Origin of the sequence: Primorskyibacter sp. S87 (assembly GCF_049801055.1) — a bacterium.
Taxonomy (GTDB): Bacteria; Pseudomonadota; Alphaproteobacteria; order Rhodobacterales; family Rhodobacteraceae; genus JBNAGF01.
In genome coordinates this window covers 82,126-105,637 of sequence record NZ_JBNAGF010000012.1, presented here as the reverse complement: position 1 = coordinate 105,637, position 23,512 = coordinate 82,126, and the positions used below count along the sequence as shown (strand labels likewise).

General features: G+C 60.3%; 20 protein-coding genes. 16 read left to right on the top strand and 4 right to left on the bottom strand.

Annotated features, from left to right (window positions below):
* The first annotated feature begins 50 nt into the window (after window positions 1-50).
* The 6 genes from ACP15U_RS18015 to ACP15U_RS17990 all read left to right on the top strand — a co-directional run bounded on the left by ACP15U_RS18015 (window position 51) and on the right by ACP15U_RS17990 (window position 8,074).
* Window positions 51-887, top strand: a complete 837-nt coding sequence (locus ACP15U_RS18015; RefSeq protein ID WP_425046546.1) for a helix-turn-helix transcriptional regulator — start codon at window positions 51-53, stop codon at window positions 885-887.
* Between the two features lie 219 nt (window positions 888-1,106).
* Window positions 1,107-2,771, top strand: coding sequence for an ABC transporter substrate-binding protein (locus tag ACP15U_RS18010; RefSeq protein WP_425046545.1), 1,665 nt, complete (start codon window positions 1,107-1,109; stop codon window positions 2,769-2,771).
* A 144-nt stretch (window positions 2,772-2,915) separates the two neighbouring features.
* Window positions 2,916-3,962, top strand: a complete 1,047-nt coding sequence (locus ACP15U_RS18005) for an ABC transporter permease (RefSeq protein ID WP_425046544.1) — start codon at window positions 2,916-2,918, stop codon at window positions 3,960-3,962.
* A gap of 15 nt (window positions 3,963-3,977) precedes the next feature.
* Window positions 3,978-5,612, top strand: coding sequence for an ABC transporter permease (locus ACP15U_RS18000; protein ID WP_425046543.1), 1,635 nt, complete (start codon window positions 3,978-3,980; stop codon window positions 5,610-5,612).
* A 98-nt stretch (window positions 5,613-5,710) separates the two neighbouring features.
* Window positions 5,711-7,798, top strand: a complete 2,088-nt coding sequence (locus ACP15U_RS17995; RefSeq protein WP_425046542.1) for a dipeptide ABC transporter ATP-binding protein — start codon at window positions 5,711-5,713, stop codon at window positions 7,796-7,798.
* Between the two features lie 15 nt (window positions 7,799-7,813).
* A complete protein-coding gene (locus ACP15U_RS17990) occupies window positions 7,814-8,074 on the top strand; it encodes a hypothetical protein (RefSeq protein ID WP_425046541.1) in 261 nt (86 codons plus the stop codon).
* A gap of 45 nt (window positions 8,075-8,119) precedes the next feature.
* Here the strand turns inward: ACP15U_RS17990 and ACP15U_RS17985 are convergent, their stop codons facing one another.
* Both ACP15U_RS17985 and ACP15U_RS17980 read right to left on the bottom strand, forming a co-directional pair.
* Complete coding sequence (locus ACP15U_RS17985; RefSeq protein ID WP_425046540.1) at window positions 8,120-9,268, bottom strand: cytochrome-c peroxidase; 1,149 nt, start codon at window positions 9,266-9,268, stop codon at window positions 8,120-8,122.
* Window positions 9,269-9,353: 85 nt separating this feature from the next.
* On the bottom strand, window positions 9,354-9,935 hold the full coding sequence (locus ACP15U_RS17980; RefSeq protein WP_425046539.1) for a lytic transglycosylase domain-containing protein: 582 nt from the start codon (window positions 9,933-9,935) through the stop codon (window positions 9,354-9,356).
* A gap of 263 nt (window positions 9,936-10,198) precedes the next feature.
* Between ACP15U_RS17980 and ssb the strand changes: the two genes are divergently transcribed.
* Entirely contained in the window at window positions 10,199-10,723 is a 525-nt protein-coding gene (gene ssb, locus ACP15U_RS17975) for a single-stranded DNA-binding protein (protein ID WP_425046538.1), read from the top strand.
* 167 nt (window positions 10,724-10,890) lie between these two features.
* Window positions 10,891-11,964 carry a site-2 protease family protein gene (locus ACP15U_RS17970; RefSeq protein ID WP_425046537.1) on the top strand — a complete coding sequence of 358 codons (1,074 nt, stop codon included), beginning with the start codon at window positions 10,891-10,893 and terminating at the stop codon, window positions 11,962-11,964.
* 11 nt (window positions 11,965-11,975) lie between these two features.
* Here the strand turns inward: ACP15U_RS17970 and aroB are convergent, their stop codons facing one another.
* On the bottom strand, window positions 11,976-13,088 hold the full coding sequence (aroB, locus tag ACP15U_RS17965) for a 3-dehydroquinate synthase (RefSeq protein ID WP_425046536.1): 1,113 nt from the start codon (window positions 13,086-13,088) through the stop codon (window positions 11,976-11,978).
* A 2-nt stretch (window positions 13,089-13,090) separates the two neighbouring features.
* A complete protein-coding gene (locus ACP15U_RS17960) occupies window positions 13,091-13,681 on the bottom strand; it encodes a shikimate kinase (protein ID WP_425046535.1) in 591 nt (196 codons plus the stop codon).
* 82 nt (window positions 13,682-13,763) lie between these two features.
* Here ACP15U_RS17960 and ACP15U_RS17955 point away from each other — a divergent pair, with 82 nt between their 5' ends.
* The 8 genes from ACP15U_RS17955 (at window position 13,764) to ACP15U_RS17920 (ending at window position 23,414) form a co-directional block, all read left to right on the top strand.
* A complete protein-coding gene (locus tag ACP15U_RS17955) occupies window positions 13,764-13,913 on the top strand; it encodes a hypothetical protein (RefSeq protein ID WP_425046534.1) in 150 nt (49 codons plus the stop codon).
* A 2-nt stretch (window positions 13,914-13,915) separates the two neighbouring features.
* The gene (locus tag ACP15U_RS17950) at window positions 13,916-15,466 is read left to right on the top strand and encodes a hypothetical protein (protein WP_425046533.1); all 1,551 of its coding nucleotides are present in this window, start codon (window positions 13,916-13,918) and stop codon (window positions 15,464-15,466) included.
* A 3-nt stretch (window positions 15,467-15,469) separates the two neighbouring features.
* Window positions 15,470-16,426 (top strand): site-specific tyrosine recombinase XerD, encoded by a 957-nt coding sequence (locus ACP15U_RS17945; RefSeq protein ID WP_425046532.1) that lies wholly within the window; start codon window positions 15,470-15,472, stop codon window positions 16,424-16,426.
* Window positions 16,427-16,504: 78 nt separating this feature from the next.
* Window positions 16,505-17,812, top strand: coding sequence for an HlyC/CorC family transporter (locus ACP15U_RS17940; RefSeq protein ID WP_425046531.1), 1,308 nt, complete (start codon window positions 16,505-16,507; stop codon window positions 17,810-17,812).
* Window positions 17,809-19,455, top strand: a complete 1,647-nt coding sequence (locus ACP15U_RS17935; protein ID WP_425046530.1) for a hypothetical protein — start codon at window positions 17,809-17,811, stop codon at window positions 19,453-19,455. Before ACP15U_RS17940 ends, ACP15U_RS17935 begins: the two co-directional genes overlap by 4 nt.
* A gap of 82 nt (window positions 19,456-19,537) precedes the next feature.
* On the top strand, window positions 19,538-20,293 hold the full coding sequence (locus ACP15U_RS17930) for an HpcH/HpaI aldolase family protein (protein ID WP_425046529.1): 756 nt from the start codon (window positions 19,538-19,540) through the stop codon (window positions 20,291-20,293).
* A gap of 102 nt (window positions 20,294-20,395) precedes the next feature.
* Window positions 20,396-22,804, top strand: coding sequence for a GcvT family protein (locus tag ACP15U_RS17925; protein ID WP_425046528.1), 2,409 nt, complete (start codon window positions 20,396-20,398; stop codon window positions 22,802-22,804).
* A 10-nt stretch (window positions 22,805-22,814) separates the two neighbouring features.
* The gene (locus ACP15U_RS17920; protein ID WP_425046527.1) at window positions 22,815-23,414 is read left to right on the top strand and encodes a nucleotidyltransferase family protein; all 600 of its coding nucleotides are present in this window, start codon (window positions 22,815-22,817) and stop codon (window positions 23,412-23,414) included.
* Window positions 23,415-23,512 lie beyond the last annotated feature (98 nt).

Below are 23,512 nucleotides of genomic sequence, written 5' to 3'. Positions count from 1 at the left end.
ATGTTTTGATTCGGCAAGAACCTAACCGGAAAACCCGCCGGATTACGACAATGAAATTCGATCCTGCCGATCACCACGGCGACGACGCCACTTTGAAGCTGATGACGCTGGCGCAGCTAAGCGCGGGCGGGGCATGGCAGCTCGAACTTGTGCACGACCGCCCCAGCCATGTTCTGGTCTGGTTCACACGCGGGCAAGGCGTGGCGCTGTTCGACGGGGCACGGCACGGCATTGGCGCCCACAACGCCCTGTTCATCCCGGCCCGCCACTTGATGATGCTCGATGTCGGCCGGCAGGGGTTTGGCCAGGCACTTCTGATTCCCCCCAATACCGGCATAACCCTGCCCCAAAGTCTGCTGCATCTGCGGATCCGGGATGTGTCCGGACAGGCGGAACTGACAGCGCTGATCGAGGCGATGGGCCGGGAACAGAATGCGCAGCGTCCGCTATGCGAAAGTGCGCTTGAGGCATATGGCTACCTCGTTGCGGTATGGCTCCGCCGCCACCTGGACGAAAACGCCCTTGCCCATTCCCGATCAAGCGCTGCGCGCCGGTTGACCCGCAGCTACTTCCAGCGGCTCGTTACCCATTATGGCGAACCTGGCGGTGTCTCCAGCCATGCCGAGGCGCTTGATGTCACACCGACACATCTGAACCGGGTTTGCCGGGCCCAAACCGGCCTCACCGCCTCGGCCCTCCTGACCCAGCGCACATTGCATGCCGCCCGCAGCCTACTGATCGCAACATCGGTCCCTGCGCAGGATATCGCCCGGCATCTGGGTTTCGGCAGTGCCGCCTACTTTACCCGTTTCATCCAGCAACACTGTGGAACAACACCCAGTGCGCTGCGCAAATCTGCCATGTCCAAGGCCAGCAAGAGCGCCTGAAATGGGCCCTCGCAGGTCGCTTTTTTTACACTCGCATGTCGTTTTCTTACAAAGAATTGACGAAAGCAGACGTTGACGCGTGCTCTTTTCTCGTGCCGTATTGTGGCATGGGGATGCGTGCTACCGAAACGAAATCGGCAAGATCACACGAAGAAACGGCAGGTTACAGACCCAAGCCGCGCCACGCATATGTCTCGAATGAATTCCAGGGAGAACTCAATGACTGAAAAGACAATCAACGGCAAACCGGTGCATCCGGCGGCTGAAATGTACGCGCGCGAATATCGCGAAGGTCACATGGACCGCCGCGAATTCCTGACCCGCGCAACAACCTTTGGCGTGTCGGCCGCCGCAGCCTACGGCATGATTGGCGCCTCCAGCCCGGTACAGGCTGCGACCGAGCGCGCGCAGGGCGGAACCTTGCGGGTTCAGGCCAGTGTGCGCGCCCTCAAGGACCCGCGGACTTATGACTGGTCCGAAATGGGCAACCAGAGCCGCGGCACCCTGGAATACCTCGTCGAATACAATTCCGACGGGACCTTCCGGGGTATGTTGCTGGAAGGCTGGGAAATCAATGAAGACGCGACGGTTTACACGCTCAATGTCCGGCAAGGCGTCACATGGAACAACGGGGATGCCTTCACCGCCGAAGACGTCGCCCGCAACATCGCGCGCTGGTGCGACAAGGCCTCGGAAACCAATTCGATGGCAGGCCGCTTTGCGACGCTGATCGACGAAGCGTCGGGTCAGGCCATTGATGGTGCAATCGAAGTTGTCGACAGCAATACGGTCAAACTGAACCTGCCGAAATCCGACATCTCGCTGATTGCCGGCATGTCGGACTATCCGGCGGCGATCGTGCACAGCTCGTTCAGCGAGAACGATCTGACCAACAATGTCGGCACTGGTCCCTACAAGATCGAGACCCTCGAAGTCGGGGTGAAATGTGTTCTCGTCCTGAACGAAGATCACCAGTGGTGGGGGGATGCGGTGTTCGGTGCGCCGACACTCGATCGTATCGAATATATCGACTATGGCACCGATCCTTCGGCATGGCTGGCGGCACTGGAGTCCGAAGAAGTTGACATGCTGCATGAGTCCGTGGGCGAGTTTATCGACGTGATGGACGGGCTGGGATTCGCCAAGTCCGAAGTGGTGACCATGGGCACCATTGTCGTGCGCCCCAACCAGCTTGCCGAGGTCGATGGCAAACAGCCCTATGCCGATGCGCGGGTTCGCAAGGCGCTGGCCATGGCGGTCGACAATTCTGTCTGCCTTGAACTGGGTTATGGCGGGCGCGGCGCGGTTGCCGAAAACCACCATGTCGGACCGATTCACCCGGAATACGCGGAACTGCCCAAACAGGCTGCCGATCCGGCCGGGGCGATGAAGCTCATGGAAGAAGCCGGAATGGCCGACTACGAGCATGAAATTATCTCGATTGACGACGATTGGCGGCGCAACACGACAGATGCTGTGGCAGCACAGCTGCGTGATGCGGGCTTCAAGGTCAAACGGACAGTTCTTCCGGGCAATACCTTCTGGAACGATTGGACGAAATATCCCTATAGCTCAACCAACTGGAACCATCGCCCGCTCGGCGTGCAAATCTGGGCGCTGGCCTATAAATCCGGCGAGGCGTGGAACGAGTTCGGTTGGTCGAACCCGGATTTCGACGCCATTCTGACCGAGGCGCTGGCAATAGCCGACGCCAAGAAACGTTCCGAGGTCGCCGCAAAAGGCATGGCGCTGATCCAGGCCGAAGGCGTGACCATCCAACCCTACTGGCGCGCCCTTTACCGCCACATGAAAGAGGGTCTGGTGGGAACAGAAATGCATGTCTCGTTCGAGCATCACCACTACAAGTGGGGCTGGGCAGCCTGATCCGACTGACATGAACAGAAAAACGGTATGTCCGCCGCAGCGTGGGCATACCCTTCAACCGCAGTCGCCCGGTTTCCTGACCGGATGATCGAAGCCGAAAACGGCCGCCCGTACTGCGGAGAGACCTGACCATCAGGGGGGATCATGGGACTCTTCATACTCAGACGGTTCGGAGTAATGCTGCTTACGGCATTGTGCCTGACTTTCGTTGTCTTCTTTCTGACCAATCTTTATCCCAACCTCGAAAAGCTCGCCAAAACGCAGGGCAACCAGCGGATGAGCGATGAACAGGTTGCGACATGGCTGGAAAACCGAGGCTATGATCAGCCTCTGCTGTCCCAGTACGGTCAGTGGCTTGGGGCGGTTCCGGGTTTCCGGAACACGACGGCCGACGGGCAGTTTGTCGGCACCTGTGTCCGCCCCGGATCGACCCCCGAAACGACGCCGAAATTCTGCGGTCTCCTGCAGGGCAACTGGGGTTATTCCACCGTATTCAAGGACGAGGTTTCGACCATTGTTTCGGTGCGGCTGGGCAATACAGGATACCTGATGTTCTGGGTGCTGATGTTGATGGTGCCATCGGCGCTGTTGGTCGGGGTTCTGGCCGGCATGCGCGAAGGCTCACCGCTGGACCGCACGCTTTCCACCTTTTCAATCATCACCACCGCAACGCCGGAATATGTGTCAGGCGTCATATTCATCGCCGTGTTCACATCCTCCACGGTCGGGCTGAAATGGTTCAAGGGCACTGCCACATCGGCAATGGACAATCCGACATTTGAAAACTTCTTCCTGCCGGTTCTGACCATCTCGCTATATGGCATGGGTTACATTGCCCGAATGACGCGGGCTTCGATGACCGAGGTGATGACGGCACAATATGTCCGCACCGCCCGACTCAAGGGGGTCAGTTTTCCAAACATCGTGATGAAGCACGCTCTGCGTAACGCGCTGATCGCCCCTTTCACCGTCATCATGCTCCAGTTTCCCTGGCTGCTGAACGGCGTGGTGATCGTGGAAACACTCTTTAACTACAAGGGCTTTGGATGGGTTCTTGTTCAAGCTGCCGGCAACAATGACATCCAGCTTCTGCTGGCAGTGTCAGTCGTATCGGTCTTTGTGGTGCTGGTGACACAGCTGATTTCGGATATCGGCTATGTCTATCTCAACCCGCGCATTCGGATTTCATAAGGGAGGATCGGAGACATGGAACCTCTCAGCTGGACCGGATCGCTCGGTAGTTTTCTCAACCCGCTGCTTTTGGTGACATCGCTGCTTCTGGCGCTGTCCGCCTGTGGTGGCATCGTGAAATCCCTGTCGCCGCAGGCGGCGCTGGCCCGCACAACCGGGCCTGGACCCGATTCCGGGCCAAGTTTCGGGATGTCTGCCACTGTTGCCGGCGGGGTCGTCTTTGGCCTGCTCTGCTGGATCGTTGGCGCCATCGCAACACCGGATATGATTTCCGGGCTCGGTGGTGCCTGGGTACAAGCCGGAGCCATGTTCGTGCTAGGTGCGATGCTTGGCTTGGCTGCGCAGAGCCTCCCGCAGGGGCTGCTGCAATCGCTGCTGCGGCTGAGTTTGCTGGGGGTCATCGTCGTCATTATTCTTTACGTGGCGCTTGGTATCCTCACCGGACCGCAAGCATCCGGCATCGTCGGAGAGATTTCATCGCGTCTGAGCCCGGTTTTCCTTGCGCTGATCATCCTCTACGCAGTGTCGCTGGCCTTCAAACGCAGGCTAGGTCTTTACGGCAAACTTTTCGACAGTCCGATCGGAATGATCGGGTTTGGCCTTGTCATGTTCTGGGTGTTCGTCGGCATTTTCGGCGCCATGGACCTGATCGTCACACATGACCCGCTGACGCAGGTTTCCGGGCTGAAGAACAAGGTCCCAGGAACGCCGCTGCCAAACCTCGAGGACGGACAATACCCGTGGTATCTGCTCGGCGGCGACAACCTTGCCCGCGACGTATTCAGCCGGGTGATCAAAGGCGCCTGGGTGGTGGTTCAGATCGCGCCATTGGCCACGATGTTCGCCTTTATGGTGGGCATCACGCTGGGTCTTCCCGCCGGGTATTTCGGAGGTCGGCTGGACACGTTGCTGTCCTTTCTTGCCAACCTGATCCTCGCCTTTCCGGTCATTCTGCTGTTCTACCTGCTGGTGACCCCCGAGATCGTTGCTACCGGCGTGCCGAACTATATGGCAATGGTCTTGTTCATTTTTCCGATCCTGTTCATGGCAGTGCTGCTGAACTCGCGCTTCTATACACAGCCACGGTTCCGAAACCCGCTGCTGACGGCTGTTCTCGGCGTTTCGATATGGCTTTATCTGTCGCTGATCTCGACCGACGGCTATCTTGTGCAGACCAAGGGCCATAGCATACCCGGCCTGCCCAAAGCGCTCGATCTGTTCGACATCCCCGGGGGCATTCTCGTGGTGTTTGTATCGGTGGTGTTCGTCAATTCACCCACGGTGTTCCGCATCGTGCGGGGGCTGGCCATGGATATCAAGACCCGCGACTATGTGGCCGCCGCTCAAACCCGTGGCGAAGGCACATGGTATATCATGCTGTGGGAGATACTCCCCAATGCGCGCGGCCCGCTGATCGTCGATTTCTGCCTGCGGATCGGCTATACCACGATCCTGCTCGGCACATTGGGCTTCTTTGGCCTCGGCCTGCCGCCGGAAAGCCCCGACTGGGGGTCGACCATCAACGAGGGGCGCAAGCTCCTGTCGATTTACCTGCACCCTGCCCTGCCCCCGGCGTTGGCGCTGCTGTCGCTTGTGCTGGGTCTGAACCTGCTTGCCGATGGCTTGCGAGAAGAAAGCCTGAAGGACTGATGTGATAGAGGCCGGGGGGCCAGCCCCCCGGACCCCCGGAGTATTTTCGAAAAGATGAAATTGTGCACATGCCAATTTTGTCTGGGAGTATAAGAAAGATGAGCAAACTGGCGGAGTATGACGGCCCGATACTCGAGATCGACAAGCTCTCGATTTCGTTTTTTACCCGGCTTCGGGAGATTCCGGCAGTGATGGATTTCTCGGTCGCGGTGCAACCGGGCGAAGCGGTCGGACTTGTCGGAGAATCGGGATGCGGCAAATCCACCGTGGCGCTGGGCGTGATGCAGGATCTTGGCAAGAACGGCCGTATCGTTGGTGGGTCGATCAAGTTCAAGGGGCGCGACATGTCGCAAATGACGCCCGAAGAACTGCGCGACATTCGCGGCAACGAGATCGCCATGATCTATCAGGAACCGATGGCCTCGCTGAACCCGGCAATGAAGATCGGTAAGCAACTGATGGAAGTGCCGATGATCCACGAAGGCGTTGGTGCCGTGGAGGCCCGCAAACGCGCACTCGAAGTGGTGACCGACGTGCGCTTGCCCGACCCCGAGCGAATGCTGAACAGCTTCCCGCACCAGCTGTCGGGTGGGCAGCAGCAGCGGATTGTGATCGCAATGGCACTGATGTCGAAACCGGCGCTGCTGATCCTTGACGAACCGACAACGGCGCTTGATGTGACGGTCGAAGCCGCAGTGGTCGAACTGGTCAAGGACCTTGGAAAGAAATACGGCACGTCGATGCTGTTCATCAGCCACAATCTGGGGCTGGTGCTGGAAACCTGCGACCGGTTATGCGTGATGTACTCCGGCGAGGCGGTGGAGCGCGGTTCGATCGAAGATGTGTTCGATGAAATGCGCCACCCTTACACGCAGGCCCTGTTCCGGTCGATCCCCCTGCCTGGCGCGGACAAGACCGCCCGCCCCCTTGTGGCCATTCCGGGCAATTTCCCGTTGCCGCACGAACGCCCGCCGGGCTGCAATTTCGGCCCGCGCTGTGATTATTTCGAAGCTGGCCGCTGCGACGCGCAGGAGATCCAGATGGAGGCGGTTCCGGACAATGACCGCCATCACACACGTTGCCTGAAGTTCGGTGAAATCGACTGGGACGCGCCCCTTGTGGCCGAAGCCCAGAAGGAAAAAGCCGAAGTCGGCAATGTCGTGCTCAAGATGGAAAACCTCAAGAAATACTATGAGGTGGCAGCCAATGCGTTGTTCGGAGGCGGCGAGAAGAAGGTCGTGAAGGCCAACGAGACCCTTTCGTTTGAAGCCCGCGAATCCGAAACGTTGGCCATTGTCGGGGAATCCGGTTGCGGCAAGTCGACCTTTGCCAAAGTTCTGATGGGGCTAGAGACTGCCACGGACGGAGCCATCCTGCTCGACAACCGCTCGATCGAAGGCATTCCAATCGAAGAGCGCGACACCCAGACAGTTGCGGACGTGCAGATGGTGTTCCAGAACCCGTTCGACACGCTGAATCCGTCCATGACCGTCGGGCGCCAAATCATACGGGCGCTGGAGATCTTCGGGGTTGGCAAGAGCGAGGCGGACCGGCGCAAGCGGATGCTGGAGTTGCTGGATCTGGTGAAACTGCCCCGCGCCTTTGCAGAACGGATGCCGAGACAGCTTTCGGGCGGACAGAAACAACGTGTTGGAATCGCCCGCGCCTTTGCCGGCGACGCCCGGATCGTTGTCGCGGACGAGCCGGTTTCGGCGCTGGACGTCAGTGTTCAGGCGGCGGTGACGGATCTGCTGATGGAGATCCAGCGCGAACACAAGACCACGCTTCTGTTCATCAGCCACGACCTTTCCATCGTGCGCTATCTCTCGGACCGGGTGATGGTGATGTATCTCGGGCATGTGGTGGAACTGGGAACAACCGATCAGGTCTTTGCCCCGCCCTATCACCCCTATACCGAAGCCCTGCTATCGGCTGTGCCGATTGCTGATACTTCGATCGAAAAGGAACATATCGTCCTCGAAGGCGACATTCCTTCGGCAATGAGCCCACCGCCGGGCTGCCCGTTCCAGACGCGCTGCCGCTGGAAATCCAAGGTCGCGGGCGGCCTGTGTGACCGCGAGGTGCCACCGGTCCGAACGCTGCAGGATGGCCATCAGATCAAGTGCCATCTCGACGATGCAGCACTGGCGGAAATGACCCCGGTTATCAAGGTGGCGGCTGAATAGAGGTCTTGAACTGGTATGGGAAAGTTCACTGACAATCCGAGGGCCACAAACCGCCCATTGATTGAAAAGAAGATGCTGGGGCGTGGCGCGACGCTCGACATCACGCATGGTGGCGAACGGTACCTAGTTCCGCATGACGAGCTGGTCGGGTGGGTCGGAGAAAACCTGAACGCACTAAACACCATAAGTTGGCGGGACAAAGGGCTTTATAGCTGGCCCAAGGCACCGGACCTCATGGTTGAATTTCTCAGGCGCTACCAGATCCCGGTTTCGTGATGTGATAATGTTTTCGGGCGAATTCAGGGCGCTGACTTCGGGGGATCATTCCTCCAGCAGATGTTCATAGCGGGCATCTGTGAGGGTTTTCAGAAATGCCACCAGCGCGTCGATCCGGCGGTCGTCCAGCGCAGGTCCATGCGTCAGTTCCTTGACCGCAAGCGTATGTGGAATTTCCGGCCAGGCAAACGGCTTGCCGGTTTCCGGATTGATCTGACGGGCTTCGGCCTTGGTGTTGTACTTGTTGTAAAACAGCATGACGGTGCGGAGATCCGCGAACACGCCGTTGTGCATATATGGCCCGGTCACCGCCACGTTTCGCAGCGTGGGCGTTCTGAACTTGCCGCCTTGCGCCCCGTCATCCACCAGCGGATTGGCCAGCAACCCAAGATCCGGCCCCTTGGCCCCGTTCACAGCGCGGGCCGCTTCATTGACCGGAACACCGATATTGTGGTGTTCGTAATTGGTAAAGGTTTCAGCCGGATCCATCGGGCTCTGTTTCAACTGGTGGCACAGGTTGCAGTTGGTGAACTGTTCCGAAAAGAACAGGACGCGGCCCAGCTCTTCGTCCTCGCTCAGCATGGTTTCCCCTCGCAGATAGCGGTCATACTTGCTGTCGAACGGAGCAAACAGGTCGGTGCGTTCAAAGGCGGCAATCGCCCGGGTCATGGCATCATAAGCCTTGTCCGGATCGGCAAAGATGTTCGGCCCAAACAGCGCCTGCATGGCGGCGACGTAATCGGCGTTTTCCTGCAGGCGCGCGACAACGGCGGGCTTGCCGGGCATCCCCATCTCGATCGGGTTGAGCGGCGGTCCTCCGGCCTGCGCCTCGAGGCTGTCGGCACGGCCATCCCAGAACAGCCCGCCAACCCATTTCCCCTCATCATTCTGATGAAACCCCGGAGCAAAAGCGGCATAGGCGGCCGTAGGAGCGCTGCGATCGCCCAACGAGACGCCATCATCACCCAATGAAACCGCGCGCCCTGCGGCGGTTTCCCTAGGGTCCGCAAATCCGGCCTCGGGATCATGGCAGGTGGCACAGGATTGTGTTCGGTTCAGCGACAGGTTCTCGTCAAAGAACAGAGCTTCGCCCAAGGCTTCCTCGCTCTCAAAGGGCGCAGCCAGCCCACCAATCGGCCAGCATGTCAGCAGAACAGCACATATACGGGTGTAGATCGCGTGTTTTGGCAGCATGATGGCTCCTGAACAAAAGATCGAGTCGCTTTCCTCGACTTTATCAAGGTATTTCACTCAGGATTTGATTTGACGCAAGTGCCGGTCAACTTCCCCAGATGACCCGAACATAGTTCTGGGTCTCTTTATAGGGTGGAACGCCTTTGTATTTCTTCACAGCATCCGGACCGGCGTTGTAGGCCGCCAGAGCAAGACGCCACGACTTGAATTTACGATACTGGCGCTTGAGATACCGCGCACCACCGTCGAGGTTCTGGTACGGATCCAGCGGGTCGACGCCCATCGCCCGCGCGGTCGCCGGCATCAACTGCGCAAGGCCAAGCGCGCCCTTGTGCGATTTCGCCCGCGGGTTCCAGTTTGATTCCTGCTGAACAAGTCTCAGGAACAGTTCCTCAGGCACCTTGTGACGCCGGGCGGCCTCGCGCGCCATACCGAGATACTGGCCCTTGTACTTGCCGGCATACCGAAGATTGCCGCCGGAATCGCCCTTGAGATAGTTCGGTCGTAACCGTTCCGATCCCGAATACTGCGTCGCCGCACGGGTATCGAGCACACGCGCCTGCGACCGGAAGATGTCGCGACGGTTCTTGGTCGAGAACATGTCGGCCTGCGCAGCGGGCCCAATCACGAGCGACGCGACAACAATGCCGGATAGAAACCTGCGCATGGTTCGTGGGTGGACCCTATTCAGACAATAACCTTAAAACTGGAAACGAATATATACGAAGTGAAGCAGGGTTGGAAGATCCCCGAACCGAGGCACCCTGCCCGGTAGCAGATTTTTGCAACGGTGGCTCTGGTTTCGCCTGCCCCACGCGGTATAGATTGGCGCGACAGCGGGGCAGATTCGGCGCCCCGGGCTGCGCCCGTCGGCACCGCCGGTCCGGAGCGCGGCACACACGAGCAAAAGAATGAAAGCGGGGAACATCCATGGCAGGCTCAGTAAACAAAGTCATTCTGATCGGAAATCTGGGCCGCGACCCCGAGGTGAGGTCTTTCCAGAACGGCGGCAAGGTGTGCAATTTGCGCATCGCCACGTCCGAAACATGGAAAGACCGCAACACCGGTGAACGCCGCGAACGCACCGAGTGGCATTCGGTGGCGATTTTCTCGGAGGGCCTTGTCCGGGTCGCAGAGCAGTATCTGCGAAAGGGGTCCAAGGTGTATCTCGAAGGCAAGCTGCAGACCCGCAAGTGGCAGGACCAGTCGGGACAGGACAGGTATTCGACCGAGGTTGTTCTGCAGGGCTTTGATGCCACGCTGGTCATGCTGGATGGTCGTGATGGCGGTGGCGGAGGAGGCTATGGCGGTCAGTCCGGCGGCGGTTATGGCGGCCAGCAGGACGACCCGTATGGCGGCGGACCACAGGGCGACCCCTATGGCGGCAGCGCCCCGTCGCAGGGCGGTGGTCGGCCGGCGTCCAGCAGCATCGACGACGACGAGATCCCGTTCTAATATCGGGTCCCGTGTCGACAAGACCAAACCCCGCCCCAAACGGCGGGGTTTTTCGTTGCCGTTGCCGCCCGCCCGAAACGCTGCGGCAGACCCTCTCAACAGGGGATGCGGCAAATTCCGGAGCAGAGTATCATCCGGGCAGTATCTCCGAACCGAGGACACGCCGCATGACCTGGTCCTTTTCCATCGGACGCATTCTCGGCTCGGACCTGAGGGTGCATGTCACGTTCTTCCTGTTGCTGGCATGGGTCGGCTTTGCCGCCTATTCCGAGGCCGGTCTGCCGGGGGCGATCGAGAACATTCTGTTCGTCATCGCGCTATTTGCCTGTGTTGTCGCCCATGAGTTTGGCCATGCGCTGATGGCACGCCGTTATGGGATCGCAACGCCGGACATCACGCTGCTTCCGATCGGAGGACTGGCACGGCTGGAACGGATGCCCGAGAATCCGCGCCGCGAGATCGCCGTGGCGCTGGCCGGTCCGGCCGTGAATATCGTGATATGGGCCCTTTTGGTTGTGGTTTTCGGCGCCGGGATCTCGGTCGACGATCTCGCCGTGATCGACAGCACCGGCCCGGGCTTTCTGCAGCGGCTGGCCATCGTGAACCTGTTTCTGGCCGTGTTCAACATGATCCCGGCCTTTCCGATGGATGGCGGTCGCGTGTTCCGCGCTTTTCTGTGCCTTTGGACCGATCGGGTAACCGCCACCCGATGGGCGGCGATCGCCGGTCAAGTGGTCGCCTTTGGGCTCGGGTTCGCCGGATTGTCCGGTGGCAATCCGGTTCTGGTTCTGATCGCGCTCTTTGTATTCGTGGCCGCCAATGCCGAAAGCCAGGATGTCGCCATGCGTGCGGCAGCAAGGCGTGTTCTGGCGCGCGACGCCATGATCACACGGTTCGAATCGCTGCATCCCGAGGATACACTCGATGTTGCAGCCAACGCCGTGATCCGCACCACCCAGCACGAGTTTCCCATTCTTGACCCGAACGGTCGGCTGCTCGGGTTTCTGACCCGCGAGGCGCTGTTTGCCGCGCTGGCCGGGGACGGATCCAGACTGCAGGCGGTGTCGTCCATCGCGGAAACGCAGATCCCGACCGTTAGCCTCCTGACCGGGCTGGAACAGGTGCTGGACACGCTGCACACCGGTGCTCCCGCGGTGGCGGTCTGCACCGAAAGCGGGCATCTAACCGGTTACATCACGCGTGAAAATGTCGGGGAATTGATGGTGCTCCAAGGGCGCTAAGGCTTCTTTTTTCAACAGGTTGCCAGCGCATCCTCAAGAATTTCAAGCACAGCATCACCCGGAACATCGCCGGTAACGAACGCCTGCCCGATGCCGCGTGCCAGAATGAACCGCAACTGGCCGTCGACCACCTTCTTGTCCTGCGCCATCAGCCCAAGCAAGGCGTCGGCGCCGGGCAGATCACCGGGTATGTCGGCCAGATCCGTCTTCATGCCCATCGCCTTGAGGTGCACCCGTACACGGGAGGGATCCTCCTGCGCGCAAAGCCCGAGCCGCGCCGACAGTTCAAATGCCAGCGCGCAGCCGATCGCCACGCCCTCACCATGCAGCAGCCGATCAGAATAACCCGTGGCTGCCTCCAGCGCGTGACAAAATGTATGTCCAAGGTTCAGCAACGCCCGGTCGCCCTGCTCGGTTTCATCGCGGGCAACGATATCGGCCTTCATTTGCACCGAACGGGTCACCGCCTGAACACGCGCCTGCATGTCGCCCGCAGCAAGCGCCGGCCCCTGTTTTTCGAGCCAGTCAAAGAACGCGGCGTCGCCCAGCAGGCCGTATTTCACGACCTCGCCGTAACCGGCAAGAAAATCCCGCGCAGTCAGAGTGCCTAGAACGGCGGTATCGGCCAGAACCAGAGACGGCTGGTGAAATGCACCGATCAAGTTCTTACCCTGCGGCGCGTTGATCCCGGTCTTGCCCCCCACCGAGCTGTCGACCTGCGCCAGCAGCGAGGTCGGGATCTGAACGAACCTGATCCCCCGGCGCAGAACCGCGGCGGCAAACCCGACAAGGTCTCCGATCACTCCGCCGCCAAAGGCGATCACCACGTCGTTGCGCTCGATCTTCTGTTCCAGCAGCCATTCCACAGCGCGTTCAAAATGCGGCCAGCTTTTTGTTGCTTCACCAGCCGGCAGCTCCATCGAGACCATCTCGAGGCCCGCAGTCGACAGCCCGGCCCGCAACGCATCCAGATGCAACGCGGCAACGTTTTCGTCGCTGATGACCGCCACACGCGGCCGTCGCAGCAGCGGTGCGATGCGCGGGCCCGCCTGATCCAGCAGCCCCGGTCCGATGACCACGTCATAGGAACGCGACCCCAGTTCAACGTGAACGGTATTTTCCATCTTCAACCCTGTTCAAGAACGTCCGGGCGGGTGAGAAGCACGGCAATCACCCGGTCCACCATTTCCTCGATCGCGGCCTGCCCGTCGGACGTGACCGTAAGATCCGCCTTGGAGTAAAGCGGCACGCGCGCTTCATACAGATCCCGCAATGTCGCACGCGGGTCCGAGGTGCGCAGCAACGGGCGGGTATCCTTGTGCTTGACCCGGTTCCACAGCACCTCGAGATCCGCCTTGAGCCAGATCGCAACGCCGCGGTCGGAAATCATCTGCCGGTTGCGGTCGGCCAGATAGGCACCGCCTCCAGTGGACAGAATTCCCCGCTCTTCGTCGAGCAGCCGGGAAATCACTTGCGATTCCTTTTCGCGAAAGAACGGTTCACCGTCACGGGAAAAGATCTCGGGAATGGTCATGTTGGCAGCGGCCTCGATCTCGGCATCGCTATCCAGAAACGGCACACCCAGCCTGGCCGCGAGCGCCCGGCCCACCGCAGTCTTTCCAGCCCCCATCATGCCCACCATCGCCACGGTCTTTTTCAGCGTGTAAACGGGGATCTCGACAGGCCGGGTGCCGGTTTTTTGCTCATTTCCGCTCATTCTTACGTGAATGACGTGATCTTGTGGAAAAGGCCATATATAACTTGGACAAAAGAGCAGAATGAGGGGCAAAAAAAGAACCATGGGGCGCTTGATCAAATTTCTGGTGTATTTGGTGTGTCTGGTATTCATCGGGCTGGTTGGCTACGCCTATATCGGCCCTCTGTTCGGGGTGGACTTTTCACCCGCGCAAGAAGAAATCCGTGTGCCGGTGACGCTGGAATCGAACTGAGTATGCGAACCGGAACAGCCCTGCTCCTGATCGCCGGGGCCTTGCATGCCGGTCCCGTTTCCGCGCAGACGCAAAAAACGCAATCTTCGCCGCTGTCGGTGATCGACTGGTTGGGACAGAACACGGCTGTCGACCTGCCGAACACGGTTTTGCTTGAACCTCCGGTCGCTCCGTCCGGGGCCGGTCCGTCAATCGAGGTGACCCCGTTGGCTGCCTTGGCGCCTCCGCTGGGGCTGGTATCGTCGCAAGCGACCGGGTTGCCGGTTGATCTCTGGCTGACTTCGGATGCCGAGACACTGGCCGAACTGATCGCGCAGGTGCCGGTCCGTGACAGTCCGGCCATGCAGACGCTTCTGTATTCGTTGCTGTTGTCCGAGACGCGCCCGCCATCACAGAAAGCCGCCGCCGAGAGCCTGCTTGCCGCGCGAATCGACCGACTGATCGCGCTTGGGGCCACCGATCCGGCACAGGCACTGGTTCAACTAGCTGGCCCAACCAATAGCCGGGATCGGTTCTCGCGCTGGTTCGACGCAACGCTGCTGACAGGGGACGAGGACAAGGCCTGCGCAGTTCTGGCGGAACAACCGCATCTGGCCCGAGGCTATGCGGATCTGGTTTTTTGCAATGCCCGGCGCGGAGACTGGCAGACCGCCGCTCTCTTGCTGGAGACCGCTCATGCGCTTGAGCTGCTGCCGCCGGCCACGTTGGATTTGCTCGATCGTTTCCTGAGCCCCGACATCTATGAGGGCGCCCCAATGCTGCCCCCGCCAAGCCGCCCGGATCCGCTGACGTTCCGGCTGTATGAAACCATTGGTGAACGGCTTCCGACCGCATCTCTACCGCGGGCGTTCGCCACTGCAGACCTGCGGGATGTGGCAGGCTGGAAAGCCCAGATCGAAGCCGCCGAACGGCTGACCCGGATTGGCGCCCTGGGGCCAAACCGGTTGCTGGGGCTATACACCGAACGCCTGCCCGCTGCTTCGGGCGGGGTCTGGGATCGGGTCGAGGCCGTGCAACGCTTCGACACCGCACTGGCGTCCCGCAGCGGTACCGCGATTGCCAAAACCCTGCAACCTGCATGGGACGCCATGCGAGCGGCCGGACTGGAAGTGGCATTTGCCGAATTGTTCTTTGAGCAACTTTCCCGGCAACGCATTCCAGATGCAACCGCCGCGCAGCTAGCCTGGGAGATCCGGCTATTGTCGCGCGACTACGAGGCGGCCTCGCGTCGCCCGCCGCAGAACACGCCCCGCATTGCGTTTCTCGCCGCGCTGGCACAGGGCAATCCGGGGCGCGCCCTTCCGCCGGGCGAGCTGGCGGAAGCAATTTCAGATGGCTTTGCACAGGGCGCAGTCGTTCCTCCCAACTTGCAGGACTTGATCAGTTCAGGCCGTCTTGGGGAGGCGATTCTGGAAACCATGCTGCTGTTCGACAAAGGCGCCCGCGGCAACCCCGCAAACCTGTCAGCGGCGCTTGCCACCTTCCGCAGCATCGGCCTTGAAGACACCGCGCGCCGCGCCGCGCTGCAATTGATGATTCTCGGGCAGGAGTAACCCATGCGTGCACCGCAACACATGGACCAGTGGATCTCGACCTTTCTTGACGCACAGGCTGCAGAGCTGGGAGCCGCCACCAATACCCAGCTGGCTTACGGGCGAGATCTCAAGGATTTCTGCGCGTGGATGGCCCATCGCAACCTGCATCTTGAAACCGCCGATCGTGACGATGTCGAGGCCTATCTGATCTCGTGTTCCGATCAGGGGCTAGCCCGGTCGACACGGGCCCGGCGGCTTTCTGCGATCAAGCAGATCTACCGCTTTGCCTTTGACGAAGGCTGGCGCGAAGACAACCCCGCCATCCAGATACGGGGGCCGGGACGAGAGAAACGCCTGCCCAAAACCCTTGAAGTGGTCGAGGTCGACCGACTACTGCAAGCTGCCCGCGAAACCGGGCGCAACCGCTCCGACCGCATTCGGAACACCTGTCTGATGGAGCTGCTTTACGCCACCGGAATGCGGGTCAGCGAACTGGTGTCGCTGCCCGTAAGTTCCGCCCGCGGCGATCCTCAGATGCTGCTGGTGCTGGGCAAGGGCGGCAAGGAGCGCATGGTGCCGCTCTCTCCGCCGGCGCGCGAGGCGTTGGCGCTGTGGCTGACCACCCGTGACACAACCGAGGAAAAGGCGGCTGAAAAGGGTGCAACCCCGTCCCGCTTCCTGTTCCCGTCACGCGGCAAGGCAGGACACCTGACCCGGCACCGGTTCTATCTGCTGATCAAGGAACTTGCCGTGACGGGCGGTGTCTCTCCGGACAAGGTGACACCGCATACACTGCGCCATGCCTTTGCTACCCACCTGCTTGCGAATGGTGCCGATCTGCGGGCAATCCAGACATTGCTGGGCCATGCGGATGTGTCCACAACCGAGATCTACACCCATGTTCTCGATGAAAGATTGGCGGAACTTGTGCTGGAACATCACCCGCTGGCGCGTGATCGGCAGGACGACACCGCCTGACAGCTGCGGCGGCAGATCTTGATACTGACGCCCCGCCCCCCCATAACAGGTGGAGCATAAAGGATAATCACAACCACCATGGACCCTGCTTCCTCTACTCTCGACAGCGCCCTCTGGATCACAGCTGGCGCCATCCTGTTTCTGCTGGTTCTGTCTGCCTTTTTCTCGGGCTCGGAAACCGCGCTTACGGCTGCGTCGCGCGGCAAACTTCGGACGCAGGCCGACAAGGGATCACGGGGGGCGCAACGGGCGCTGGCCATCACCGAGGACAACGAACGGCTGATCGGGTCCGTTTTGCTGGGCAACAATCTGGTCAATATTCTTGCGGCATCGCTGGCAACCGCCCTGTTCACACGCCTCTTTGGTGAAAGCGGCGTGGCGCTGGCGACGCTGGTGATGACCTTTCTGGTGCTGATCTTTGCCGAGGTGCTGCCCAAGACATATGCCATCACCAATGCCGAAAAGGCAGCAGCTGCCGTGGCCGGACCGATTGGTGTGGTAGTCACGCTGTTTGCCCCAATTGTCTCGGCCGTTCGCCTGCTGGTGCGGGGCGTGCTCAGAGTGTTTGGTGTGCAGATTGATCCGGACAGCCAGATCCTTGCGGTCCGCGAAGAAATTGCCGGCGCGCTGCAACTGGGCCATTCCGAAGGCGTGGTCGAAAAGGAGGATCGGGATCGGATCCTTGGTGCGCTGGATCTGGGCGAGCGCACGGTCGAAGAGATCATGCTGCACAGATCCAACATCGAGATGATCGACGCCGCGGCAGAACCCGGAGAGTTGCTGCAACAGTGTCTGCAAAGCCCGCATACCCGCCTGCCCGTCTATCGGGACGAGCCCGAAAACATCATTGGGGTGGTCCACGCCAAGGATTTGTTCCGCGCCATGTATGCTCAGGTTGGCGGTGCGCAGGGCGACACCGACCGATTGCTGGGATTTGACATCACCAAGGTGGCCAACGATCCCTATTTCGTCCCCGAGACCACAACGCTCGACGACCAGATGCGCGAATTCCTCCGCCTGCGCAGCCACTTTGCCCTCGTCGTCGACGAGTATGGCAGTCTGCGTGGCCTGATCACGCTTGAGGATATTCTCGAAGAGATCGTCGGCGAAATCACCGATGAGTTTGACCCGGACGAAGACGAAGTGGTCGAACGCATGGAGGACGGTCAATTCCTCGTCGAGGGCGCAACGACAATCCGCGACCTGAATCGCGCAATGGATTGGACGCTGCCCGATGACGAGGCCAATACCGTTGCCGGTCTGGTGATCCACGAGGCCCAGATGATCCCGACTGTGGGTCAGGTCTTTGCCTTTCACGGATACCGGTTCGAAGTCACCGCAAAAGACGGAAACCGGGTCACCGGCCTGAAGATCCGCCCGCTGTGACGTCGTCCGGCGAATACGAGGCGGCCCGATCCCGAAGCTGGTTAGACCGGATTGTTGTCGACCTGCTGAGACAACTGCGCTGGTCCTTTCTTCCGCCGCTCATGATCTATTTCGCGGCCGGCGCTCAGGGGCTGACCTCTGTGGTCGGCACGTTTTTCGTCAAGGAATACCTCGACGTGTCCGCGGCCTTCATCGCCGGCCTGGCCTTCTGGGCCGGCTTGCCCTGGGCGCTGAAAATGCCGCTTGGCCATCTCGTTGACCTGATCTGGCGACGAAAGGCCGGGCTGATCTATATCGGCGCGGCGCTGATCGCCGCCAGTTTCCTGATCATGTTCGGTTTGGCAACGCGCGCCGACTGGCTACCTGATGTTCTGTCGACAACCGGCTGGTATGTGGTGGCGGTCCTGCTGGCGCCCTGCGGCTATGTCGTGCAGGACGCAGTTGCCGATGCCATGTCGGTCGAGGCCGTTCCGCGCACCAACCCCGACGGCACGCCGCTTGCCCCCAAAACCGAGCGGGCGCTGCACACCACTATGCAGACCCTTGGACGCTTTGCCCTGATCGGCGGCGCCAGCGTGGTTGCGCTGCTCAATATCTGGCTGTTTTCGGGGATCGAAACACTGCCTGCCGAAGAAAAGGCCTCTACCTACGGTCAGATCTACTTGCTGGCGCTTGTCATTCCGTGCATCTCGATTTCCGGCGTTTTGCTGGCGGGGATCCAGAAACGCCTGTCCATCCGCAAAATGATCTCGCTTGGCATGTCCCGGACCGAAGCGACGGCGCAGTTCGATCCGGACGGAGAGCCGGTCCGGGCCAATCACTGGTATTTCACCGGCGGGGCGATCTTTGTGGTGATGACCCTGACGGTCGGCCTGTCCGATGCCCCCTATTCGCAGGAGATCGTGTTTGCCGGATCAATGGCCATCGTGCTCACGCTGATGCGGCAACTGATCCGAAATCTTGAGCCCGATAAAGCGCGGGCGCTGGTCGGCACGGCCATCATCATCTTCGTGTTCCGGGCAGTTCCCCTGAACGGGGCCGGTGCAACATGGTTCGAGATCGACGTTCTGGGCTTCGACCAGCAATTCCTCAGTGTGCTCTACCTGATCACCTCGGTGCTGACACTGGTAGGAATGATCGTGCTGCGTCCGATGATGGCGTCAAAATCCATTGCCGATATCGTGATCCTCTTGTCGATAGCAGCAGGACTTCTGTCGCTCCCGGGAATCGGCCTCTACTATGGCATTCACAACTGGACAGCTGCCATGACGGGCGGTTTAGTCGATGCCCGATTCATCGCGGTCATCAACACGGCGGTGGAATCCCCGCTCGGCCAGATCTCTATGATCCCGATGCTGGCATGGATTGCCCGCAACGCACCATCACGGCTGAAGGCCACATTCTTCGCGGTGATGGCTTCCTTCACAAATCTCGCCTTGTCAGCATCAAGCCTTGCTACCAAATACCTCAACCAGTTCTTTGTTGTGACCCGGGAAGTCCAAGCTGAAGACGGCACCATCACGACGCCAGCCGATTACTCGGATCTTGGAATGCTCCTGATCACGGTTTCGGTGATCACTGTGGCCGCCCCGTTGCTGACGGTCTGGATCATCCAGCATTCGCCGCTGCGGACTTCGGACTGAAACCCGGGCCGGAAAAAGAATTACGTAACTTCGCAAGCACCTGCTAGGCTTTCCCCTGTATTTCATTAGGGAGATTGTCAGTATGCCAAGTTTGAAGCGAAAGCTGCGCGAAACAGACGCCCGGCTCAGCTCTGTGCTTTGCACCATTCCATCGGCCGTTGTCACGCAGGCCATCGCAGTTTCGGGCATCGATGCTGTAATTGTGGATCTTGAACACGGTGCGGTCGACTATGGCTCGGCCCATGCGATGATAGCAGCCACGCAGGGCACCGATTGCGCGCCGTTGGTCCGGGTTGCGGAAAACGAGTCCGCCCAGATCAAACGCGCCTTGGACATCGGGGCCGAGGGCATTGTCTTTCCGCTGATCCGTACCGCCGAGGATGCGCGCAAGGCGGTGGCTTCGATGCGTTACCCACCACATGGCAGGCGGGGCTTCGGTCCGTTCATCGCCCAGTCCCGCTGGGGCGAAAGCCTGCCCACCTACCCCGCCGCGATCGGGCCAGAGCTGGTGTGCTGCCTGCTGGTGGAAACGGCCGATGCCGTTGAGAACATCGAAGAAATCTGTGCCGTGCCCGGAATTGACCTGCTGGTGCCGGCCCAGTTCGATCTCAGCACCGATCTCGGAGTGATGGGGCAGTTTGACCATCCCGAGTTTCAGGCGGCGCTGGCCCGTGTCGAAAGCGCTGCCAAGGCCGCTGGCCTGCCCCTTGGAAACGCCGCAATGGCAAAACCGCAGGCCGACGCGCTCTTTGATCGCGGCTACAGGCTGATCGCCGGGTTCGACGTGCTGTGGATCCGGGAAAAGGCCGCTGAAATGCATGTCTGGTGCCAGACCTGATCCGGCACGGATCTGAACGGACCGCGCGACAGAAGGTGTCGTTTTTAGGACAGCAGCCTGCGGGGTCGGGTTGCACCCTCCGTTCAAACAGGGAGGGATCTCATGCAGACCACAACCCGCGTGGCGGTTATCGGCGGCGGAGTCGTCGGTTGTTCGGTTCTCTACCACCTGACCAAGCTCGGCTGGTCGGATGTGATGCTGCTGGAGCGGTCCGAGTTGACCAGCGGCTCGACCTGGCATGCCGCCGGCGGGTTTCACACCCTCAATGGCGATACCAACATGGCTGCGCTGCAGGGTTACACCATCCGGCTCTACAAGGAGCTGGAGGAGATCACCGGCATGTCCTGCGGACTGCATCATGTCGGAGGCGTGACACTGGCCGACAATCAGGACCGGTTCGACATGCTGCTTGCAGAGCGCGCAAAGCACCGGTTCATGGGGCTGGAGACGGAGATCGTCACCCCCGAGGAAATCCGAAAAATCGCGCCGATAACCAACACAGATGGTATCATCGGTGCGCTCTACGATCCGCTGGATGGCCATCTTGATCCGTCCGGCACAACACACGCCTATGCCAAGGCCGCTCGGATGGCGGGAGCGGCAATCGAAACCCATTGCATGGTGACCGAGACCAACCAGCGCCAGGATGGCAGCTGGGACGTGGTCACCGACAAGGGCACCATTCACGCCGAACATGTGGTCAATGCGGGCGGTCTTTGGGCGCGCGAGGTCGCGGCGATGGCCGGGCTCTACCTGCCGCTGCACCCGATGGAGCACCAGTATATCGTCACCGACACTATTCCCGAAATCGAAGCGCGTGATGGCGAGCATCCCCATGTGATGGACCCCGCCGGCGAAAGCTATCTCCGGCAGGAAGGGCGCGGCCTGTGCATCGGGTTCTACGAACAGCCCTGCAAACCCTGGGCGGTCGATGGAACTCCTTGGGACTTTGGCCATGAACTGCTGCCGGACAACTTTGAGAAGATCACCGACAGCATTGAATTTGCTTACAAACGTTTCCCGGCCCTTGCGACCGCCGGGGTCAAGTCCGTAATCCACGGACCGTTCACCTTTGCCCCTGACGGCAACCCACTGGTTGGTCCCGTTCCCGGATTGCGCAACTACTGGTCGGCCTGCGGCGTGATGGCCGGGTTCTCGCAGGGCGGCGGGGTTGGGCTTACGCTGGCCCAATGGATGATCGAAGGGGAACCGGAGCGGGATGTCTTTGCAATGGACGTGGCCCGCTTCGGGGACTGGGTCAGCCCAGGATACACCCGCCCGAAAGTCATCGAGAATTATCAGAAGCGGTTTTCGGTGGCCTATCCGAACGAGGAACTTCCCGCAGCGCGCCCTAACCGAACCACGCCGATGTTCGATATCTTTTCCGATCTCGGTGCGGTCTGGGGTCAGCAATATGGGCTGGAGGTTGTCAACTACTTCGCCCAAGGCACTGAACCAGAATATGAAACCCCGTCCTTTCGACGGTCGGATGCGTTCGGAGCCACTGGCCGGGAAGTCCGGGCCGTACGCGAAGCCGTCGGTATCAACGAAATCCACAATTTCGGAAAATATCTCGTCAAGGGTCCGGCAGCGAGAGGCTGGCTGGATCGCATCATGGCGGGACGCATCCCCGGTCCCGGCCGCGTCTCGCTGACACCCATGTTGTCACCTCAAGGGCGGTTGATCGGTGATTTCACAGTCTCTTGCCTTGATGAGACCGCGTTTCAGCTGACCGCATCCTATGGTGCCCAAGCCTACCATATGCGCTGGTTTCAGAAACATCAGGATGACGATGTAACCATAGAAAATATCAGTGATAAACGAAATGGCTTCCAGATCGCGGGGCCGAATGCGCGCGCGGTTCTGGCCGCGTGTGCCGGCGGCGAAGTTGCCAATATGAACTTCATGGATGTTCGGCACTCAACCCTCGGCATGACCGACTGCATTGTCCAGCGGATCAGTTACACCGGCGATCTGGGCTATGAGATCTATTGCGATCCGATGGCGCAGCGGCAGCTCTGGTGGACCTTGTGGACCGCAGGACAGCCACATGGCATCGTGCCATTTGGCATGCGGGCGATGATGTCGCTAAGGCTCGACAAGTTCTTTGGGTCTTGGTTGTCGGAATTTTCGCCCGATTATACTGCTGCAGAAACAGGATTAGATCGCTTCATCTCTTTCCGCAAGAATGTTGAATTCATTGGACGATCCGCGGCAGAGGCCGAACGCGACATGCCTCCGGCCCGATGTCTTGCCGCATTCGAGGTCGACGCCAAAGATGCCGATGTGAATGCCTATGAACCGATCTGGCTTGATGGCGAGGTGGTCGGGTTCTGCACCTCCGGCGGCTATTCTCATCACACCGGAAAGTCCATTGCCCAGGGCTTTCTGCCCCGGCACCGGATTGCGGACGGGCGGGAGGTCGAGATCGAGATCCTTGGCGAGATGCGAAAAGCTCGGGTTATCTCTATCCCGCTTTTTGATGCGGACGGCGCCCGGATGCGCGGCTAAACTGCGCGCCATGATATCCATCCTGATCCTAGCGGCCGGAGGTTCGACCCGGATGCGGGGCCGCGACAAGTTATTGGAAGAAGTCGACGGCGCCCCGTGCCTTACGACAATGACGCGCCGTGCGCTCGACACGGGCTGTGACGTTGTCGTGGTGGTGCCGGACCTTGCCCACCCGCGCGCCAAGGCCGCGACCGGCGCCCAGCTCATCCCCTCGCCGGATGCCAGCCTTGGCATGGCCCATTCCATCCGTGCCGGTATCGATGCGCTGCCCGATGCGATCACTGGTGTAATGATCCTGCCCGGGGACATGCCGGACATAACCACGGCGGATATGGCCGGACTGGCCGCCGCCTTTGAAACCTCGGATGCCGCCATCCTGCAGGCTGCTACGGCGGACGGGCTGCCGGGCCATCCTGTCCTGTTCTCTGCGCATCTTCTGCCGCAGTTTGCCGCCCTTAACGGGGATCAGGGCGCACGGGCCATCATCGAGGCCAATCGCGACAAGTTGCAATTCTTTACCCTGCCGGGTCAGAGGGCGCGGCTGGATCTCGACACGCCGGAACACTGGTCCGCATGGCGCGTCAACCAGGCACAGCCACCGGAAAGCTGAATGAAGACAGGCGGCACAGGTTGCCCTGCGCCGCCTTCTTCCCGCGTCCCGGTGCGCGGGGGTGTAGCTGTTGATCCGGGAATTCGGGCGAGGTCTCT

Bases quoted from the DNA above. Each gene is read 5' to 3' on its own strand.
- ACP15U_RS18015 (WP_425046546.1), top strand. From the start codon at position 51: ATGAAATTCGATCCTGCCGATCACCACGGCGACGACGCCACTTTGAAG.
- ACP15U_RS18010 (WP_425046545.1), top strand. From the start codon at position 1,107: ATGACTGAAAAGACAATCAACGGCAAACCGGTGCATCCGGCGGCTGAA.
- ACP15U_RS18005 (WP_425046544.1), top strand. From the start codon at position 2,916: ATGGGACTCTTCATACTCAGACGGTTCGGAGTAATGCTGCTTACGGCA.
- ACP15U_RS18000 (WP_425046543.1), top strand. From the start codon at position 3,978: ATGGAACCTCTCAGCTGGACCGGATCGCTCGGTAGTTTTCTCAACCCG.
- ACP15U_RS17995 (WP_425046542.1), top strand. From the start codon at position 5,711: ATGAGCAAACTGGCGGAGTATGACGGCCCGATACTCGAGATCGACAAG.
- ACP15U_RS17990 (WP_425046541.1), top strand. From the start codon at position 7,814: ATGGGAAAGTTCACTGACAATCCGAGGGCCACAAACCGCCCATTGATT.
- ACP15U_RS17985 (WP_425046540.1), bottom strand. From the start codon at position 9,268: ATGCTGCCAAAACACGCGATCTACACCCGTATATGTGCTGTTCTGCTG.
- ACP15U_RS17980 (WP_425046539.1), bottom strand. From the start codon at position 9,935: ATGCGCAGGTTTCTATCCGGCATTGTTGTCGCGTCGCTCGTGATTGGG.
- ssb (WP_425046538.1), top strand. From the start codon at position 10,199: ATGGCAGGCTCAGTAAACAAAGTCATTCTGATCGGAAATCTGGGCCGC.
- ACP15U_RS17970 (WP_425046537.1), top strand. From the start codon at position 10,891: ATGACCTGGTCCTTTTCCATCGGACGCATTCTCGGCTCGGACCTGAGG.
- aroB (WP_425046536.1), bottom strand. From the start codon at position 13,088: ATGGAAAATACCGTTCACGTTGAACTGGGGTCGCGTTCCTATGACGTG.
- ACP15U_RS17960 (WP_425046535.1), bottom strand. From the start codon at position 13,681: ATGAGCGGAAATGAGCAAAAAACCGGCACCCGGCCTGTCGAGATCCCC.
- ACP15U_RS17955 (WP_425046534.1), top strand. From the start codon at position 13,764: ATGGGGCGCTTGATCAAATTTCTGGTGTATTTGGTGTGTCTGGTATTC.
- ACP15U_RS17950 (WP_425046533.1), top strand. From the start codon at position 13,916: ATGCGAACCGGAACAGCCCTGCTCCTGATCGCCGGGGCCTTGCATGCC.
- ACP15U_RS17945 (WP_425046532.1), top strand. From the start codon at position 15,470: ATGCGTGCACCGCAACACATGGACCAGTGGATCTCGACCTTTCTTGAC.
- ACP15U_RS17940 (WP_425046531.1), top strand. From the start codon at position 16,505: ATGGACCCTGCTTCCTCTACTCTCGACAGCGCCCTCTGGATCACAGCT.
- ACP15U_RS17930 (WP_425046529.1), top strand. From the start codon at position 19,538: ATGCCAAGTTTGAAGCGAAAGCTGCGCGAAACAGACGCCCGGCTCAGC.
- ACP15U_RS17925 (WP_425046528.1), top strand. From the start codon at position 20,396: ATGCAGACCACAACCCGCGTGGCGGTTATCGGCGGCGGAGTCGTCGGT.
- ACP15U_RS17920 (WP_425046527.1), top strand. From the start codon at position 22,815: ATGATATCCATCCTGATCCTAGCGGCCGGAGGTTCGACCCGGATGCGG.